Source organism: Pseudomonas sp. S07E 245, from assembly GCF_019599025.1.
In the GTDB taxonomy this organism is placed as follows: domain Bacteria; phylum Pseudomonadota; class Gammaproteobacteria; order Pseudomonadales; family Pseudomonadaceae; genus Aquipseudomonas; species Aquipseudomonas shirazensis.
Window position 1 is genome coordinate 3056261 of the sequence record NZ_CP080625.1, and the last position, 16892, is coordinate 3073152.

Consider the following 16892-nt stretch of genomic DNA (forward strand, 5'->3'; position numbering starts at 1 on the left):
CCCTAGCCAGCGGCCTGCCATGGACCTTGTGATTGCTCGCCCCGAAGGCCTGTACTGCCCACCCGGTGATTTCTACATCGACCCGTGGCGCCCGGTTGATCGCGCGGTGATCACCCACGGTCACGGTGATCACTCACGCTCGGGCAACAATCACTACCTGACCGCGGCGCCCGGTGCCGGCATCCTGCGCAGCCGGCTCGGCCAGCACATCAATCTGCAGACCCTGCCCTACGGTGAACGCCTGGAACACCACGGCGTGAGCTTGAGCTTCCACCCGGCCGGGCATGTGCTCGGCTCGGCGCAGGTGCGCCTTGAGTACCAGGGCGAGGTATGGGTCGCCTCTGGTGACTACAAAGTGGAGCCCGACGGCACCTGCGCGCCGTTCGAGCCGGTGCGTTGCCACACCTTCATCACCGAATCGACATTCGGCCTGCCGATCTACCGCTGGCCGCCGCAAGCGGTGATTTTCGCCGAGATCAACCAGTGGTGGCGGGCCAATCGCGAACAAGGCAAGGCCAGCGTGTTGTTCTGTTATGCCTTCGGCAAGGCCCAGCGCATCCTCTATGGCCTCGACGCCAGCATCGGGCCGATCCTGGTGCATGGCGCGGTCGAGCCGTTGAATCGGGTCTATCGCGAAGCTGGCGTGGCCCTGCCAGAGACCCATTACGCCGGCGACTTTGCCCGCAACGACCCGCTACTGCGCGAGGCATTGATCATGGCGCCGCCGTCGGCTGGCGGCAGCAGTTGGATGAAGCGCTTCGGCGAGTACAGCGATGCCTTCGCCAGCGGCTGGATGCGCCTGCGCGGTACCCGCCGGCGGCGCGGGGTCGATCGCGGTTTTGTGCTGTCTGATCACGCTGATTGGCCGGGGCTGTTGTGGGCCATCGCCCAGACCGGTGCCGAGCGGGTCATGGTCACCCATGGTTCGGTCAATGTGCTGGTGCGCTATTTGTCCGAGCAAGGCCTGGACGCGCGGGCCTTCGTTACCGAATACGGCGAAGAAGACGACACCCGCGAGGTTCAGCCATGAAGGCTTTTGCCGAGCTGTACCTGCGCCTGGACGGCACTACCTCGAGCAACGCCAAGTTGCTGGCCTTGCGCGAATACTTCAGCCAGGCGCCAGCGCAGGACGCTGCCTGGGCGGTGTACTTTCTTGCCGGCGGCCGGCCGCGGCAACTGGTGCCAACCCGCTTGTTGCGCGAGCTGGCCATTGAATTGTCAGGCCTGCCCGACTGGCTGTTCGAAGAGAGCTATCAGTCAGTGGGCGACCTGGCCGAAACCATTTCGTTACTGCTCCCCGACAGCGCCCATGCCAGTGATCAGGGTCTGGCTGAGTGGATCGAGCAGCATCTGCTGCCATTGCGCGGCCAGCCCCAGGAAGAGGTACGCGCGCGCCTGCCAGTGCTATGGGCGCAGCTGGACCGGCAGAGCCTGATGCTCTGCCTGAAACTGATCACCGGCAGTTTCCGCGTGGGCGTGTCGAAACTGCTGGTCACCCGCGCACTGGCGCAGTTGGCCGACCTCGACGCCAAGCGCGTGGCCCAGCGCATGGTCGGCTATACCGACCTCAGCCATAAACCGAGCCCCGCCAGCTACCTCAAGCTGATCGCCGCCGAGTCGGCCGACGAGCACAGCCAGCGCGGCGGCCAGCCGTATCCGTTCTTTCTGGCCCATGCGCTGCAAGCGCCGACCGAACAATTCGACGCCCTGCTCGGCCCGGTCAGCGACTGGCAGGCGGAGTGGAAGTGGGACGGCATCCGCGCGCAGGTGGTCAAACGCGAGGGCCAGTTGTGGATCTGGTCACGAGGCGAAGAGCTGGTGACCGATCGCTTCCCCGAGCTGCACAGCCTGGCCAGCAGCCTGCCGGACGGCACCGTGCTGGATGGCGAGATTCTGGTGTGGAAACCGGGCTCCAGCAGCGACGATGTCGCCGTGCAGCCCTTCGCCCTGCTGCAACAACGGCTCGGCCGCAAGACCTTGGGCAAGAAGCTGCTCGGCGATGCTCCGGTGGTGCTGCAGGCCTACGACCTGCTCGAATGGCAGGACCACGACTGGCGCAGCCGCCCGCAGCACGAACGGCGCGCCCAGCTGGAGCGGGTAGTCGCCGAGTACCCGCAAGTGCCGCTGCTGCTGTCACCACTACTGACCGGCGACAGTTGGGCCGACCTGGCCGAGCAGCGCGAACAGTCGCGCAACCTCGGTGTAGAGGGGCTGATGCTCAAGCAGCGCGATGCGCTCTACGGGGTTGGCCGGACCAAGGACATGGGCCTGTGGTGGAAGTGGAAGATTGACCCGTTCAGCGTCGATGCCGTGCTGATCTATGCCCAGCGTGGCCATGGCCGGCGCGCGAGCTTGTACAGCGATTACACCTTTGCCGTGTGGGACGCACCGGCAGGCACGCCTGGACGTGCGCTGGTGCCATTCGCCAAGGCCTACTCAGGCCTCAGCGATGCAGAAATGCGCAAGGTCGATGCAATCGTGCGCAAAACCACCGTGGAAACCTTCGGCCCGGTGCGCAGCGTCACCCCGACGCTGGTGTTCGAACTGGGCTTTGAAGGCATCGCGCTGTCCAAGCGGCACAAGAGCGGCATCGCCGTGCGCTTCCCACGGATGCTGCGCTGGCGCCTGGACAAGCCGGTCGAGGAAGCCGACGACCTGGCCACCTTGCAGGCCCTGCTGAGCTGAAAACCGTGATCGGGATCTGCCTGCGCGCATGCGCAACGCCGAAGTTTGTGCTTCTATCTTCAGTCGCAGCCCGATCATCAACCAGCGCCCAGGCCCCCCATGCACCACTCGACCCACAGCTTGCTCAGCCCCGCGCCCGGCATCAGCCGGCACCTGCACAGCTTCCAGTTCGGCCCAGCCGGCGCCGGCAAAGTCTACATACAGGCCTCGCTGCACGCCGACGAACTGCCGGGCATGCTGGTCGCCTGGCACCTCAAGCAGCGCCTGCTCGAACTGGAACAGCAAGGCCTGTTGCGTCAGCAGGTCCTGCTGGTGCCAGTGGCCAACCCATTGGGCATCGAGCAAGTGCTGCTGGATGCACCCATGGGCCGCTTCGAGCTGCACAGCGGGGAGAACTTCAACCGCAACTTCGTCGACCTTTCGGACACAATCGGCGACCAGCTCGAAGGCCAATTGACGCAGGACCCGCACCACAACCTTGAGCTGATCCGCGAGCACCTGCGCCGGGGCCTGGACGCGCACCCGGTACGTACCGCGCTGCAGTCCCAGCGCTTGTGCCTGCAAAGACTGGCGTGCGATGCCGACATGGTCCTCGACCTGCACTGCGACTTCGAAGCGGTCGAACACCTGTACACCACGCCGCAGGCCTGGCCGCGGGTCGAGCCGCTGGCGCGCTACCTCGGGGCGCAAGCCAGCCTGCTCGCGACCGACTCGGGCGGGCAGTCGTTCGATGAGTGCTTCAGTCTGGTCTGGTGGCAATTGCAGCAGCGCTTCGGCAAGCGCTACCCGATCCCCGACGGTGGCATTTCGGTCACGCTGGAGCTGCGCGGGCAAGCCGACGTCTGTCACGCGCTGGCGGCCAAGGACTGCCAGGCGATCATCGACTTTCTGACCCACGCGGGCGTTATCGAAGGGCAACCGGCCGAATTACCGGCGCTGCTCCATCCGGCCACGCCACTGGCCGCAGTGGAACCCGTCAGCACCCCCCAGGGCGGGCTGCTGGTATTCCACGCAAAACCCGGCCAATACCTGCAAGCCGGGCAACTGATTGCCGAGGTGATCGACCCACTCAGCGATCAGGTCAGTTCGCTGCGCAATCAACAGGCCGGGCTGCTGTATGCCCGTAGCGTTCGGCGCATGGCAACCAGCGGCATGGTCGTCGCCCATGTCGCGGGCGAGCAGATTTGCCGCAGTGGTTACCTGTTGGGCAACTAACAGGTAAACCAATCGGCACGCACGGCGGTCTGTAGAAGCACAGCCTTTGACGGATCCACGCATGCCCGCCACGACCGACCTTGCCAACGCCTGGTTTGCCACGCGTGGATTCAAACCCTTCGCCTTTCAGCGCCAGGTCTGGGCCGCCGTCGAGCGTGGCGAGTCGGGACTGGTGCATGCCAGCACCGGCTCTGGCAAAACCTACGCGGTATGGCTGGCCGCCCTGCGCGCCTATGCGCGCACGGCCAACCCGAGCGGTAAGCCGGCGCCGCTGCAGGTGCTGTGGATCACGCCGATGCGTGCGCTGGCAGCGGATACAGCACGTGCCCTGCAGGCACCGCTGGATGACCTGGAACTGAACTGGAACGTCGGCGTGCGCAGTGGTGATACCAGCTCTGCCGAGCGCGCCCGCCAAGCCCGGCGACTGCCCAGCACGCTGGTGACCACTCCAGAAAGCCTGACCCTGTTGCTGACCCGCGCCCAGGCCAATGAAGACTTTGCGCAGCTGCGCATGGTGGTGGTCGACGAATGGCACGAGTTGCTTGGCAACAAGCGTGGCGTGCAGCTCCAGTTGGCGTTGGCGCGCTTGCGCCGCTGGCATCCCGGGCTGGTGGTATGGGGGCTGTCGGCAACCTTGGGCAATCTTGAGCACGCCCGCGATGTGCTGTTGCCCGCCGGCGGCTCACTGGTCAAAGGGCGTCAGGACAAACGTTTTGTCGTCGACACGTTATTGCCGGAGGCAATCGAGCGCTTCCCTTGGGCCGGCCACATGGGCCTGAAAATGCTCAAGCAGGTCAGTGCCGAAATCGACGCCAGTGAAAGCTGCCTGGTCTTCACCAATACCCGCGCGCAAGCCGAGCTGTGGTATCAGGCACTTCTCGAGCACCGCCCTGACTGGGCCGGCTTGATCGCCCTGCACCATGCCTCGTTGGCTCGGCAGACCCGCGACTGGGTAGAGCGCAGTCTCAAGCAAGGCTCGCTCAAGGCGGTGATCTGCACGTCAAGCCTGGACCTCGGGGTAGATTTTCTGCCAGTAGAGCGGGTACTGCAGATTGGCTCGGCCAAGGGTATCGCGCGTTTGATGCAGCGTGCGGGTCGATCCGGGCATGCGCCCGGGCGCGCCTCGCGGATTACCCTGGTGCCGACCCACAGCCTCGAGCTGGTCGAGGCCGCCGCTGCTCGCCATGCCCTGGCCGCCGGCCAGATCGAGGCACGCCAGTCGCCGCGGCTAAGCATGGATGTGCTGGTGCAGCATCTGGTCAGCATGGCGCTGGGCAGCGGCTTTCGCCCGGCAGAACTGCTCGAGGAAGTGCGCAGCACCTGGGTCTTTCGCGAACTGCGCGACAGCCAATGGCAATGGGCACTGGATTTTGTCTGCCATGGCGGTAGCTCGCTGACGGCCTACCCTGACTACCAGCGCGTCGAAGCCCACGCCGACGGCATCTGGCGTGTGGCCAACGAGCGCCTGGCGCGGCGCCATCGGATGGGCATCGGCACCATCGTCAGCGATGCCAGTATTCAGCTCAAATACTGGAGCAAGGGCGGCGGCGGCAAACAGCTGGGCAGCGTCGAGGAATCATTTATCGCGCGCCTCAAACCCGGCGATACGCTGGTGTTTGCCGGCCGCGTGCTGGAGCTGGTGCGGGTCGAGAACATGACCGCCTATGTACGCCGCAGTACCGCTCGCAAGGCGGCGATTGCCCGCTGGAATGGCGGCCGTATGCCGCTGTCGAGCGAACTGGCGGACGCCTTGGTGGAGCGCCTGGATGCCGCAGCCCATGACCACTTCGACGGCCCGGAAATGCGCGCCGTGCGACCTCTGCTGGAGTTGCAGGCGACTTGGTCGGCGCTGCCCACCCAGCACACCCTGCTGGCCGAGACATTCACTTCAAGACAAGGCTCGCATCTGTTTCTGTACCCATTCGCTGGACGCATGGCCAACCTGGGCCTGGCCAATCTGATAGCGTGGCGCGTGAGCCGGGTGCAGCCATTGTCGGTGTCCATTGCGGTCAATGATTACGGCTTCGAGCTGGTCAGCCCCAGCACGGTCGACTGGGCCACGTATCTGCCGCGGGCGTTGAGCACGGATGATCTGCTCGAAGATGCACTGGCCAGCTTGAATGCGGGCGAAATGGCGCTGCGGCGCTTTCGCGAAATCGCGCAGATTTCCGGGCTGGTGTTCGGCGGCTACCCAGCCGCGCAGAAGAGCACTCGACAGATTCAGGCCTCCAGCGGATTGTTCTACGAGGTATTTCGCAAGCACGACGCCGACAATCTGTTGCTCGGCCAAGCGCGGGATGAGGTGCTGCGCGAAGAACTGGAAATCGAGCGGCTGCATCGGCAGTTGCTCAAATTGAGTACGCTGCGTCTGGATCTGCACGACCTGCGTCGCCCCGGACCATTGGCTTTCGCGCTGTTGGTAGAAGGCATGCGCGAGACCCTGAGCACAGAAAAACTGGCCGACCGCATTGCACGGATGGTGGCTGATCTGGAAAAAGTCGCCGACGCACCCAAGGGGCGAACCCGGCGCGGGAGCTGAGCCTCGCCCTGAATACAAGGACTTCTATGCAGCACCTGGAAATCGAACACTGCGGCGAAACACTCTGGCTGCTGCCGGACAAGGCCATGTACTGGCCAGCGCGGCGGGCCTTGTTGGTCGCTGATGTGCACATCGGCAAGGCGGCAAGCTATCGCGCATTGAATCAGCCAGTGCCGCGCGGCACAACCGATGCCACCCTCGCCCGCCTTGATGCGTTGCTTACCGAGCACGCTTGCGAGCAATTGATTGTACTCGGCGATTTCTTGCACGCCCGCCACGCTCAGGCGCCAGCGATCATCGCCAAGCTCAAGGCCTGGCGCGAGCGGCATGCTCAGGTGCAGATGATTCTGGTGCGCGGCAACCATGACCGCCATGCCGGCGACCCACCGACGGAACTGAACATCGAGATCAAGGAAGAACCATGGCTATACGGCCCGTTTGCCCTGCAGCACGAGCCCACGGCAAACCCTCCGCACACGGTGCTGGCAGGGCACGTACATCCGGTTTACGTACTGCGCGGCAGAGCCCGGCAGCGGTTGCGCTTGCCGTGCTTTCTAATCAACAAGGAGGTCTGCCTGTTGCCCGCATTCGGCGAATTCACCGGGGGCTGGACGGTCGAACCCGACGCAGCCACCCGCGTGTTTCTGGCAGGGGCTGAGCGGGTCTGGGCAGTGCAGCGTTAATTACGCAACAGGAGTAGGCGGTATGTCGTCCGGCAAGGTCGGTACACCCGGCTCGGTCGGTTGATGCTCACCCGGCTGAGGCGGCTGCGGGCTGTCCGGGTCCGGCTGGCCGGGCACTCCTCCTGCCTGCACAGGCAGTGGTGGCTGCGCCAACAGCGACCAGGCCAGCAGGCCGATCTGGTTAGGCTGGAGATGAGCCAGCTGGGCACTGACAGTGGTATGGAGTTTCATAGGCAGCTCCTCACGGGGGCCGGCGTACGTCATGCACGCCGCAACTGTTACCCCGTTGGAGTGCCTTGCGGGCAACTAATTCCCCGCGCTCGTCGGCTCAGGTCCGCGGCAGGGTGACCCCACGCTGGCCCTGGTACTTGCCGCCACGGTCTTTATAAGAGACTTCGCACTCTTCATCGGACTCGAGGAACAGCATCTGCGCCACGCCTTCGTTGGCGTAAATCTTTGCCGGCAAGGTGGTGGTGTTGGAGAACTCCAGGGTCACGTGGCCTTCCCACTCTGGCTCGAGCGGCGTGACGTTGACGATGATGCCGCAGCGCGCGTAGGTGCTTTTGCCCAGGCAGATGGTCAGGACGTTGCGCGGGATGCGGAAGTACTCGACGGTGCGCGCCAGGGCGAACGAGTTCGGCGGGATGATGCAGACGTCGCTTTTGACGTCGACAAAGCTGCCGGCGTCGAAGTTTTTCGGGTCGACCGTGGCCGAATTGATGTTGGTGAAGACCTTGAATTCGTCTGCGCAGCGCACGTCGTAGCCGTAGCTGGAAACGCCGAAGGAAATCACCCGGCTGGCTTCGTCACCGCGCACCTGGCGCTCGACGAAGGGTTCGATCATGCCGTGTTCCTGCGCCATGCGGCGAATCCACTTGTCTGATTTGATGCTCATGGCGGGTGTCCTGAAGGCTGCAAGGTAAAAAACGAGAAGCGCATCTTACCGGTCCCGGCCTCCGGGTTAAAGTTCCCCGGCCGTATCCCACGCCGGACGGGGCTTGCAGCCGCCGCCGATCCGATTTTGAGCAAAGCCGCGTTTGACCATTGGCAGGCTGAAGAAAGTGGGGTATGGTGACGTCACTGTGCTGCACGTGACACCGAGAACTCTAGTTAGATGCACGATCCCAATCTGCCCATCGCTGAATTTTCCGACTCTTTGCACTCAGTCCGGCCAGGGCATTTCCTGCGCCGATAATTACTTTGTCCAAGGAGACAGACACATGTCCAACCGTCAAAACGGTACCGTCAAGTGGTTCAACGATGAAAAAGGCTACGGCTTCATCACCCCTCAATCGGGTGACGACCTGTTCGTGCACTTCAAAGCCATCCAAGCTGACGGCTTCAAAACTCTGAAAGAAGGCCAAGCCGTAACTTTCGTCGCTACCCGCGGCCAGAAAGGTATGCAGGCTGAAGAAGTTCAACTGGGTTAATTCCAGCTGGCTTCAAAAAAACCCGCTTCGGCGGGTTTTTTTATGCCTGTAATTTAGCTATCAGACCAGCGCGAACGGCATCCCCACTTACGCAGGGATGCCGAGATATCAGTCTTCGCTGATGGTGATGCTCGGCATGGCCGGAGCGGCTGCTTCCTGCAGCACGATACGTGCACCGACCTGCCGCGCCAGTTCCTGGTAGATCATGGCAATCTGACTTTCCGGCTCGGCAATCGCAGTCGGCTTGCCGCTGTCAGCCTGCTCGCGAATCAGCATCGACAGCGGCAGCGACGCCAGCAAGTCGACACCGTATTGCGAGGCCAGCTTGGCACCGCCGCCCTCACCGAACAGGTGCTCGGCATGGCCACAGTTGGAGCAGATATGCACGGCCATGTTCTCCACCACGCCAAGTACCGGGATGTTGACCTTGCGGAACATCTCCACACCCTTGCGCGCGTCAAGCAGGGCCAGGTCCTGCGGCGTGGTCACGATCACCGAACCGGCCACCGGGACTTTCTGCGCCAGGGTCAGCTGGATATCGCCAGTGCCGGGCGGCATGTCGATCACCAGGTAGTCCAGATCATCCCAGGCCGTCTGGGTCACCAGTTGCAGCAGGGCGCCGGAGACCATCGGCCCGCGCCAGACCATCGGCGTGTTGTCGTCGGTCAGAAATGCCATAGACATCACTTCGACGCCGTGCGCCTTGATCGGCACAAACCACTTCTGCTCACGAATCTGCGGTCGAGTACCTTCGGCGATACCGAACATCACGCCCTGGCTTGGGCCGTAGATATCGGCATCGAGAATACCCACCCGCGCCCCTTCGCGCGCCAGCGCCAAGGCCAGGTTGGCCGAAGTGGTCGACTTGCCTACGCCACCTTTGCCCGAGGCAACAGCGATGATGTTCTTCACGTTGGCCATGCCGGGCACTTGCGCCTGGGCCTTGTGGGCGCTGATCACACAATCGATCGAGACGTTGGCGGCAGTTACGCCCTCTATGTTCTCGACAGCGGTCTGCAATACCTGCGCCCAGCCATTCTTGAACAGCCCGGCAGCATAGCCCAACTGCAGCTGCACGCTGACCTGGCTACCCTGGATGTCGATCGCGCGTACGCAACCGGCGCTGACCGGGTCCTGGTTCAGGTAGGGATCGGTGTACTGGCGAAGCGCGGCTTCGACATCGGCACGTGTGACGGCACTCATGGAGGCTCCCATAGGCAAGATCTGAAGGTGAGACAGGCGCCTATGCTAACCCGTCAATCGTCAGCAGGTACGTCGATGGGGTGAAATATATTCGCTGTCGCTTTATAGTGGCCGATCAACTTTGTATCCCGTCTAGCCAGAGTAATAGCCGAGCCACCATGTCCGAGCCACGTCAGATTCTCGTCACCAGCGCCCTGCCCTATGCCAACGGTTCCATTCACCTTGGCCATATGCTCGAGTACATCCAGACGGACATGTGGGTTCGCTTCCAGAAGCTGCGCGGCAACCAGTGCACCTATGTCTGCGCCGACGACGCCCACGGCTCGGCGATCATGCTGCGTGCCGAAAAAGAAGGCATCACCCCGAGCAGTTGATCGCCGACGTGCAGGCCGAGCACAGCAGTGACTTTGCCGAATTCCTGGTCGACTTCGACAACTTCCACTCGACCCACAGCGATGAAAACCGCGAACTGTCGAGCATGATCTACACCCGCCTGCGCGACGCCGGACACATCGCCAACCGCTCGGTCACGCAGTACTTCGACCCGGAAAAAGGCATGTTCCTGGCCGACCGCTTCATCAAGGGCACCTGCCCCAAGTGCGCGGCTGAAGATCAGTACGGCGACAACTGCGAGAAGTGCGGCGCAACCTACGCCCCGACCGAACTGAAGAACCCCAAGTCAGCGATCTCTGGCGCCACGCCAGTACTCAAGGACTCCAAGCACTTCTTCTTCAAGCTGCCTGACTTCCAAGCCATGCTGCAGCAGTGGACCCGCAGTGGCACCCTGCAGGACGCCGTTGCCAACAAACTCGCCGAGTGGCTCGACTCCGGTTTGCAGGAGTGGGACATCTCCCGCGACGCACCGTATTTCGGCTTTGAAATCCCGGATGAGCCAGGCAAGTACTTCTATGTCTGGCTGGACGCGCCCATCGGCTACATGGCCAGCTTCAAGAACCTCTGCGCACGCCGCCCGGAGCTGGACTTCGATGCGTACTGGAAGGCCGACTCGACCACCGAGCTGTATCACTTCATCGGCAAGGACATCGTCAACTTCCACGCCCTGTTCTGGCCGGCCATGCTCGAAGGCGCAGGCCTGCGCAAGCCGACCGCAATCAACGTGCACGGCTACCTGACGGTCAACGGCGCGAAGATGTCGAAGTCGCGTGGCACCTTCATCAAGGCGCGTACTTACCTCGACCACCTGGCGCCGGAATACCTGCGTTATTACTACGCCGCCAAACTTGGCCGCGGCGTCGATGACCTCGACCTGAACCTGGAAGACTTCATCCAGAAGGTCAACTCCGACCTGGTTGGCAAAGTGGTGAACATTGCCAGCCGTTGCGCAGGCTTCATCCACAAAGGCAATGCCGGTGTGATGGTCGGCGGTGATGCCGAGCCTGAGCTGACCGAAGCCTTTGCCGCCGCCGCGCCATCGATCGCCGAAGCCTACGAGGCACGCGACTTTGCCCGCGCCATGCGCGAAATCATGGCCCTGGCCGACCGCGCCAACGCCTGGATTGCCGACAAGGCCCCGTGGTCGCTGGCCAAACAGGAAGGCAAGCAGGACGAGGTTCAGGCCATCTGCGCCCAAGGCATCAACCTGTTCCGCCAGCTGGTGATCTTCCTCAAACCGGTATTGCCAGTGCTGGCAGCAGACGCCGAGGCCTTCCTCAACGTCGCCCCGCTGCGCTGGGACGATCACCAGTCACGCCTGGAAAACCATCAGCTGAATGCGTTCAAGCCACTGATGAGCCGCATCGAACCGGCCAAGGTCGAAGCCATGATCGCCGCCAGCAAGGAGGACCTGCTCGCCTCCCAGGCCCCCAGCGCCCCTGCTGGCAATGGCGAGCTGAGCAAGGATCCGCTGGCTGCGGAAATCGAATTCGACACCTTCGCCGCCGTCGACCTGCGCGTGGCCCTGATCGTCAAAGCCGAAGCAGTACCGGGTGCCGACAAGCTGCTGCAACTGACCCTGGACATCGGCGACGAGCGTCGCAACGTGTTCTCCGGGATCAAGTCGGCCTACCCTGACCCGTCGTTGCTGGAAGGCCGCCTGACCATGATGGTGGCCAACCTCAAGCCCCGCAAGATGCGCTTCGGCATCTCCGAGGGCATGGTCATGGCAGCCGGCCCTGGCGGCGAAGAGATCTACCTGCTCAGCCCTGACAGCGGCGCCAAGCCAGGCCAGCGCATCAAGTAACCGAGCAACAACGCCCCGGCCAAGTGCCGGGGCGTTGTTATGGCCAACGTGGCCAGCGACCATCGCCTCCCCGCCTCAAACGAGAGCCTAGCCTTTCATGAATGCCGCCAAACGCCTGGAGATCTTTCGTCGGCTGCACGAAGACAACCCAGAGCCCAAGACCGAACTCGCCTACACCACACCGTTTGAATTGCTGATTGCGGTGATCCTGTCAGCCCAGGCCACCGATGTCGGCGTCAACAAGGCCACGGCGCGCCTGTATCCGGTTGCCAATACGCCCGAGGCGATCTACGCCCTGGGCGTCGACGGGCTAAGCGCCTACATCCGCACCATCGGCTTGTACAACAGCAAGGCGAAAAACGTCATCGAAACCTGCAGGCTGCTGATTGAGCTGCATGGCAGCGTAGTCCCCGACAACCGCGAAGCACTCGAGGCGCTGCCAGGCGTGGGCCGCAAGACCGCCAACGTGGTGCTCAATACGGCGTTCAGGCAACCCGCCATGGCCGTCGACACGCATATTTTCCGCGTCAGCAACCGCACCGGGATCGCCCTTGGCAAGACCGTGCTGGAAGTGGAAAAAAAGCTGATGCGCTTCGTTCCCAAGGATTACCTGCTCGATGCTCATCACTGGCTGATCCTCCACGGCCGCTACGTATGCCAGGCGCGCAAGCCGCGCTGCGGCAGCTGCCGCATCGAGGATTTGTGCGAATACCGACTAAAAACCTCGGACGATTGAGCCGATAGCCAGAACACCCCCTCCCTGATTGAAAAAATCTTTTTTACCAGACCAGAGATTCTCGTTATAAGGTCGGCCAATGGCCCCTTGGCTTGGAGTAACTCATGAGCACTGACAAAGAAGACCTGGTGATCGATGACGATCTGGTACTGAGCACCGATGACGAGCCGGAGCCGCGGGTAGAAGTTGCCAAGACCAACCTGGACAAGCGTCGCACCATTGACAACTTGCTGGAGGAGCGACGCCTGCAGCGGCAACTCGCCGATTACGACTACGACCTGTAAAACCACGATCTGTAAACAGGCCGGCACCAAGCCTGCTCAGGCCAGCCCATGACGCTGGGCAAGCTCGATCAGATCGACCAGTGAGCGAGCATTGAGCTTGAGCAGCAGCCGGGTTTTATAGGTGCTGACGGTCTTGTTGCTGAGGAACATGCTTTCGGCGATATCCTTGTTGCTCTTGCCCCTGGCCAATTGCTGCAGCACCATCATCTCACGCGCAGAAAGGCGCTCGACCATTTCGGTCTCGGTCCCACGACTGATGGCGCTGCGAGCCTTGTGCAGGGCTTGATTGGGGAAATAGCTGTAGCCCGAAAGCACCGCCTTGATTGCACTGAGCAATTCGGTCAGTTCCTGCTGCTTGCAGACATAGCCGGCCGCGCCGGCCTGCATGCAGCGCATGGAGAAATGCCCTGGCGCCTGCGACGTCAACACCAGTACCTTGCTGCTGGGGCTGGCGAGGCCGATGCGGCCAATCACCTCAAGCCCATCGAGCTTGGGTATACCGATGTCCAGGACCACGATATCTGGCAGGTAGTCCCGGGTCAGCTGCAGCGCATCTACGCCGTTGTCGGTTTCTGCCACAACGTCATAACCATGCCGCTCCATCAGCATGCGCACAGCAAGGCGAATGACCGGGTGATCATCCACGATAAGCACTTTATTCATGCGACATCCATTGATTTATTTTTTTATCCAGCCGCCACCATAACCGAGCGCAACGGCAAATAGCGCGGGGGGTGGGGCCCGTAGGACACGCAGAGATGAAACCTACATTAATCAAGGAAACTTCCTACAAACAGGCATCTTAGGAAATCATGCCCCCTGCCCTCTATTCACCAGACGGCAGCCTGGCGACACAAGCGCTATTCAAGCCAGCATCATCGCTGACGCATGCAGGATCAATCAGCCCACAACGCAGGACTCGACATCAACGCTCTGATGACGCAGCGGCACTCTAACCAAGCGAGGAACTCGGCTACCTTTTCGGCGCACGCTGCGACGGGTAAACAGGAGCTATATCGACGGGGGCTGCCAACATGAAAAATGAAAAAAGTCTGAGTCCTTTGACGCTCATAGCGATTTTTGCAGGCATCGTCGAGGCATCGGCGTTGGCCTCGCTGCCGTTCCTGAGCGAGGCCAGCCAGATGATCTACACATGGTTTCTGGTCGGCTTTCCATTTTTTCTCACGGTACTGTTCTTTCTGACCCTGAACTTCAATCACCAGACCCTTTACCAGCCCGCTGCACATGAAGCGGCGCAGCAGCAGCCAACAATCGAAGCGGAGCGAATGCATGGGCAGGCCTCGGCGACCATTGCGTTTTCCGGTCCGGACGCAGGTGTTCTGATAGAACAGCATATCCACCGCACGCTGGCCGACCCAGAGCCGAGCGCGCGCAGCTGGACGCTGTACAACCTGGACGCGCACAAGCAGATCTATCTGGCCGTCGAGGCGCTCGCCGACACCCCGCAGTCAGTGCTGTTCGAGGTCGCTGGCGGGCAAAAAAAACCCCGGCGCTAGGCCGGGGTTGATCACGCCATCTGGCAGTCGATCACAGCAGCGAACGACCTTTGTTAGCGGCGATCCTCATACGCAGTGCGTTGAGCTTGATGAAGCCAGCCGCGTCAGCCTGATTGTACGCACCACCATCTTCCTCGAAGGTAGCGATGTTGGCATCGAACAACGAATCGTCGGATTTGCGCCCGACTACGGTGACGTTGCCTTTGTACAGCTTCAAGCGCACTACGCCGTTCACGTTGACCTGCGAAGCGTCGATCATCCGCTGCAGCATGATCCGCTCCGGGCTCCACCAGTAGCCGGTGTAGATCAGGCTGGCGTACTTGGGCATCAGCTCGTCTTTCAGGTGAGCCACTTCACGGTCGAGGGTGATCGACTCGATGGCGCGGTGAGCGCGCAGCATGATGGTGCCGCCAGGGGTCTCGTAGCAGCCACGCGACTTCATGCCGACGTAACGGTTCTCGACGATGTCCAGACGGCCGATGCCGTTGGCGCCGCCGATGCGGTTGAGGTCGGCCAGCACGGTAGCTGGCGACTTGTCGACGCCGTCGATGGCAACGATGTCGCCATTGCGGAAGGTCAGCTCGAGGTAGGTCGCCTGGTCAGGGGCGTTCTCTGGGGAGACGCTCCACTTCCACATGTCTTCTTCGTGCTCGGTCCAGGTGTCTTCCAGCACGCCGCCTTCATAGGAGATGTGCAGCAGGTTGGCGTCCATCGAGTAAGGCGACTTCTTCTTGCCGTGGCGCTCGATCGGGATGCCGTGCTTCTCGGCGTAATCCATCAGCTTCTCGCGGGACAGCAGGTCCCACTCGCGCCATGGTGCAATGACCTTGACGCCCGGCTTGAGCGCGTAGGCGCCGAGCTCGAAACGAACCTGGTCGTTGCCCTTGCCGGTCGCACCGTGGGAAATGGCGTCAGCGCCAGTTTCGTTGGCGATCTCGATCAGACGTTTGGCGATCAGCGGACGCGCGATGGAAGTACCCAGCAGGTACTCGCCTTCGTAGACGGTGTTGGCGCGGAACATCGGGAACACGAAGTCACGCACGAATTCTTCGCGCAGGTCATCGATGTAGATTTCTTTCACGCCCATCGCCTGAGCCTTGGCGCGGGCCGGTTCGACCTCTTCGCCCTGGCCGAGGTCAGCGGTGAAGGTCACCACTTCGCAGTTGTAGGTGTCCTGCAGCCACTTGAGAATCACCGAAGTATCAAGGCCGCCGGAATACGCCAGTACGACCTTATTTACGTCCGCCATGCCATCACTCCACGGGGTTTACGGAAAGCCGTCGATTCTACCGACCTCGCGGGCAAATTTACAGTGGGGCGACAGCTTCTGACGACAAAGCGACAAGAACTTTCGATACAGCGACCAACGGTCGCGGATCTGGCTGTTTACAGTTGCTTGGCCGCAGGCGCAGGGGCCACAGGAGCGCCAGCCGGGGAAGGCTCGAGCGCTCTTTCCGCCGGTTTGGCCACTGGCGTGACGCGATCCAGTTCGATGTTGACGCGACGGTTACGCGCCCGATTGGCCGCGCTGTTGTTCTTCGCCAGCGGGTAGCGCTCGCCATGGAAGCGCACGATGATCTGCGTTTCAGGCACACCATGTGCTACCAGGTACTCGGCAACCGCCAGCGCCCGGCGCCGCGAGTCCTCGCGATTGGCCAGACGATTGCCGCCGTTGTCGGAATGACCGTTGAGTTCGATGTGATTGACCGTCGGATCGGCCTTCAGGTAATCGAGAATCACGTCCAGCCGAGCCCGGCCATTGCTGTCCAGTTCAACCCCACGCGGGAAGGCGACCTGCGTCTGGCGAATCTGGTCGTAGTTCATCGGCAATAGCTTGCTCGCGCACAGCTGATAGTCGTTGAACGCCTTGGCAAAGCTGACGGGCAACACTCGCACTTCCATTGCTCGACCACCCTCGCCGGCATGGTTGCGCACGACCGTGCTGCGCCCATCCATCAGGCCGTTGATCAAGCGACTGGCCTGGCCTTGCGAGGACGTGAACAACACCCCACTGCGGGCCAGGCGTACGGCACCGAGACTGACATCACTGCGCCCCGGCTGCCATGGCGCAGCGGCGGCGAGCAAGGTGGCAGAGCCGGCGCCGAGCAGGTTGGTGTCCGAGCGCAGGCGGAAGGTTGGTTGCTCGCCTGCGCGACGCACGAACTCGCCACTGCCAAAGCCGTCTATCGGCTGGACCAGGCGGCATTCGAACTGATCGCCTTCGACCGTCCAGGCGATGTTCTCCATCCGGGTCTGGAAGGTCAATGCGCCTGCCGGCAGGCTGGCAAACAAGGTGAACAGGGCTAGGTAACGCTGGCGCACGGGCGGCTCCACAAATTCTGACGGCTTACCTGCAGGCTATCGGTCGCGCGCCGGAAAACTTGATAGCCGTGCTCGACC

15 protein-coding genes and 1 pseudogene are annotated in these 16892 nt (G+C 62.2%); 10 read left to right on the top strand and 6 right to left on the bottom strand.

Going from position 1 to position 16892, the window contains the following annotated elements; all coding sequences use genetic code 11:
* The first annotated feature begins 19 nt into the window (after positions 1 to 19).
* From K3F44_RS14090 to pdeM, 5 genes are all read left to right on the top strand, one after another.
* Entirely contained in the window at positions 20 to 1030 is a 1011-nt protein-coding gene (locus K3F44_RS14090) for a ligase-associated DNA damage response exonuclease (protein ID WP_103438348.1), read from the top strand.
* Positions 1027 to 2685 carry an ATP-dependent DNA ligase gene (locus K3F44_RS14095; RefSeq protein ID WP_150570559.1) on the top strand — a complete coding sequence of 553 codons (1659 nt, stop codon included), beginning with the start codon at positions 1027 to 1029 and terminating at the stop codon, positions 2683 to 2685. Before K3F44_RS14090 ends, K3F44_RS14095 begins: the two co-directional genes overlap by 4 nt.
* 99 nt (positions 2686 to 2784) lie before the next feature.
* Positions 2785 to 3900: a succinylglutamate desuccinylase/aspartoacylase family protein gene (locus tag K3F44_RS14100; protein ID WP_220632451.1), complete on the top strand. Its 1116-nt coding sequence runs from the start codon at positions 2785 to 2787 to the stop codon at positions 3898 to 3900.
* A 61-nt stretch (positions 3901 to 3961) separates the two neighbouring features.
* On the top strand, positions 3962 to 6439 hold the full coding sequence (locus tag K3F44_RS14105; protein WP_150570561.1) for a ligase-associated DNA damage response DEXH box helicase: 2478 nt from the start codon (positions 3962 to 3964) through the stop codon (positions 6437 to 6439).
* A 26-nt stretch (positions 6440 to 6465) separates the two neighbouring features.
* Entirely contained in the window at positions 6466 to 7122 is a 657-nt protein-coding gene (gene pdeM, locus K3F44_RS14110) for a ligase-associated DNA damage response endonuclease PdeM (protein ID WP_150572235.1), read from the top strand.
* Here pdeM and K3F44_RS14115 read toward each other — a convergent pair whose 3' ends face one another.
* Entirely contained in the window at positions 7123 to 7353 is a 231-nt protein-coding gene (locus K3F44_RS14115; RefSeq protein WP_101321826.1) for a hypothetical protein, read from the bottom strand.
* 97 nt (positions 7354 to 7450) lie between these two features.
* Positions 7451 to 8017: a dCTP deaminase gene (gene dcd, locus K3F44_RS14120; protein ID WP_101321827.1), complete on the bottom strand. Its 567-nt coding sequence runs from the start codon at positions 8015 to 8017 to the stop codon at positions 7451 to 7453.
* Positions 8018 to 8342: 325 nt separating this feature from the next.
* Here dcd and K3F44_RS14125 point away from each other — a divergent pair, with 325 nt between their 5' ends.
* Positions 8343 to 8552, top strand: coding sequence for a cold-shock protein (locus K3F44_RS14125; RefSeq protein ID WP_101321828.1), 210 nt, complete (start codon positions 8343 to 8345; stop codon positions 8550 to 8552).
* Between the two features lie 108 nt (positions 8553 to 8660).
* Here the strand turns inward: K3F44_RS14125 and apbC are convergent, their stop codons facing one another.
* Positions 8661 to 9755 carry an iron-sulfur cluster carrier protein ApbC gene (gene apbC / locus K3F44_RS14130; protein ID WP_220632452.1) on the bottom strand — a complete coding sequence of 365 codons (1095 nt, stop codon included), beginning with the start codon at positions 9753 to 9755 and terminating at the stop codon, positions 8661 to 8663.
* A 230-nt stretch (positions 9756 to 9985) separates the two neighbouring features.
* Between apbC and metG the strand changes: the two are divergent.
* The 3 genes and pseudogenes from metG to K3F44_RS14145 all read left to right on the top strand — a co-directional run bounded on the left by metG (position 9986) and on the right by K3F44_RS14145 (position 12975).
* Positions 9986 to 11955, top strand: a pseudogene (metG, locus tag K3F44_RS14135) (methionine--tRNA ligase).
* A 97-nt stretch (positions 11956 to 12052) separates the two neighbouring features.
* Positions 12053 to 12691: an endonuclease III gene (gene nth, locus K3F44_RS14140; RefSeq protein ID WP_220632453.1), complete on the top strand. Its 639-nt coding sequence runs from the start codon at positions 12053 to 12055 to the stop codon at positions 12689 to 12691.
* Positions 12692 to 12795: 104 nt separating this feature from the next.
* Positions 12796 to 12975 (top strand): PA3496 family putative envelope integrity protein, encoded by a 180-nt coding sequence (locus K3F44_RS14145; RefSeq protein WP_101321832.1) that lies wholly within the window; start codon positions 12796 to 12798, stop codon positions 12973 to 12975.
* Positions 12976 to 13011: 36 nt separating this feature from the next.
* Here K3F44_RS14145 and K3F44_RS14150 read toward each other — a convergent pair whose 3' ends face one another.
* Positions 13012 to 13638, bottom strand: coding sequence for a response regulator transcription factor (locus K3F44_RS14150; protein WP_101321833.1), 627 nt, complete (start codon positions 13636 to 13638; stop codon positions 13012 to 13014).
* Positions 13639 to 14009: 371 nt separating this feature from the next.
* Between K3F44_RS14150 and K3F44_RS14155 the strand changes: the two genes are divergently transcribed.
* The gene (locus K3F44_RS14155) at positions 14010 to 14492 is read left to right on the top strand and encodes a hypothetical protein (RefSeq protein ID WP_150572233.1); all 483 of its coding nucleotides are present in this window, start codon (positions 14010 to 14012) and stop codon (positions 14490 to 14492) included.
* Between the two features lie 31 nt (positions 14493 to 14523).
* On the opposite strand, the gene K3F44_RS14160 is transcribed toward K3F44_RS14155, so the two are convergent.
* A complete protein-coding gene (locus K3F44_RS14160; RefSeq protein ID WP_220632454.1) occupies positions 14524 to 15741 on the bottom strand; it encodes an argininosuccinate synthase in 1218 nt (405 codons plus the stop codon).
* A 137-nt stretch (positions 15742 to 15878) separates the two neighbouring features.
* The gene (locus K3F44_RS14165) at positions 15879 to 16814 is read right to left on the bottom strand and encodes an OmpA family protein (RefSeq protein ID WP_220632455.1); all 936 of its coding nucleotides are present in this window, start codon (positions 16812 to 16814) and stop codon (positions 15879 to 15881) included.
* Positions 16815 to 16892: the final 78 nt, after the last annotated feature.

What these genes read in the sequence shown, in the direction of transcription:
- K3F44_RS14155 (WP_150572233.1), top strand. Translation starts at nt 14,010, where the DNA reads ATGAAAAATGAAAAAAGTCTGAGTCCTTTGACGCTCATAGCGATTTTT.
- K3F44_RS14095 (WP_150570559.1), top strand. Translation starts at nt 1,027, where the DNA reads ATGAAGGCTTTTGCCGAGCTGTACCTGCGCCTGGACGGCACTACCTCG.
- K3F44_RS14115 (WP_101321826.1), bottom strand. Translation starts at nt 7,353, where the DNA reads ATGAAACTCCATACCACTGTCAGTGCCCAGCTGGCTCATCTCCAGCCT.
- nth (WP_220632453.1), top strand. Translation starts at nt 12,053, where the DNA reads ATGAATGCCGCCAAACGCCTGGAGATCTTTCGTCGGCTGCACGAAGAC.
- K3F44_RS14160 (WP_220632454.1), bottom strand. Translation starts at nt 15,741, where the DNA reads ATGGCGGACGTAAATAAGGTCGTACTGGCGTATTCCGGCGGCCTTGAT.
- K3F44_RS14125 (WP_101321828.1), top strand. Translation starts at nt 8,343, where the DNA reads ATGTCCAACCGTCAAAACGGTACCGTCAAGTGGTTCAACGATGAAAAA.
- pdeM (WP_150572235.1), top strand. Translation starts at nt 6,466, where the DNA reads ATGCAGCACCTGGAAATCGAACACTGCGGCGAAACACTCTGGCTGCTG.
- K3F44_RS14100 (WP_220632451.1), top strand. Translation starts at nt 2,785, where the DNA reads ATGCACCACTCGACCCACAGCTTGCTCAGCCCCGCGCCCGGCATCAGC.
- dcd (WP_101321827.1), bottom strand. Translation starts at nt 8,017, where the DNA reads ATGAGCATCAAATCAGACAAGTGGATTCGCCGCATGGCGCAGGAACAC.
- K3F44_RS14150 (WP_101321833.1), bottom strand. Translation starts at nt 13,638, where the DNA reads ATGAATAAAGTGCTTATCGTGGATGATCACCCGGTCATTCGCCTTGCT.
- K3F44_RS14145 (WP_101321832.1), top strand. Translation starts at nt 12,796, where the DNA reads ATGAGCACTGACAAAGAAGACCTGGTGATCGATGACGATCTGGTACTG.
- K3F44_RS14105 (WP_150570561.1), top strand. Translation starts at nt 3,962, where the DNA reads ATGCCCGCCACGACCGACCTTGCCAACGCCTGGTTTGCCACGCGTGGA.
- apbC (WP_220632452.1), bottom strand. Translation starts at nt 9,755, where the DNA reads ATGAGTGCCGTCACACGTGCCGATGTCGAAGCCGCGCTTCGCCAGTAC.
- K3F44_RS14090 (WP_103438348.1), top strand. Translation starts at nt 20, where the DNA reads ATGGACCTTGTGATTGCTCGCCCCGAAGGCCTGTACTGCCCACCCGGT.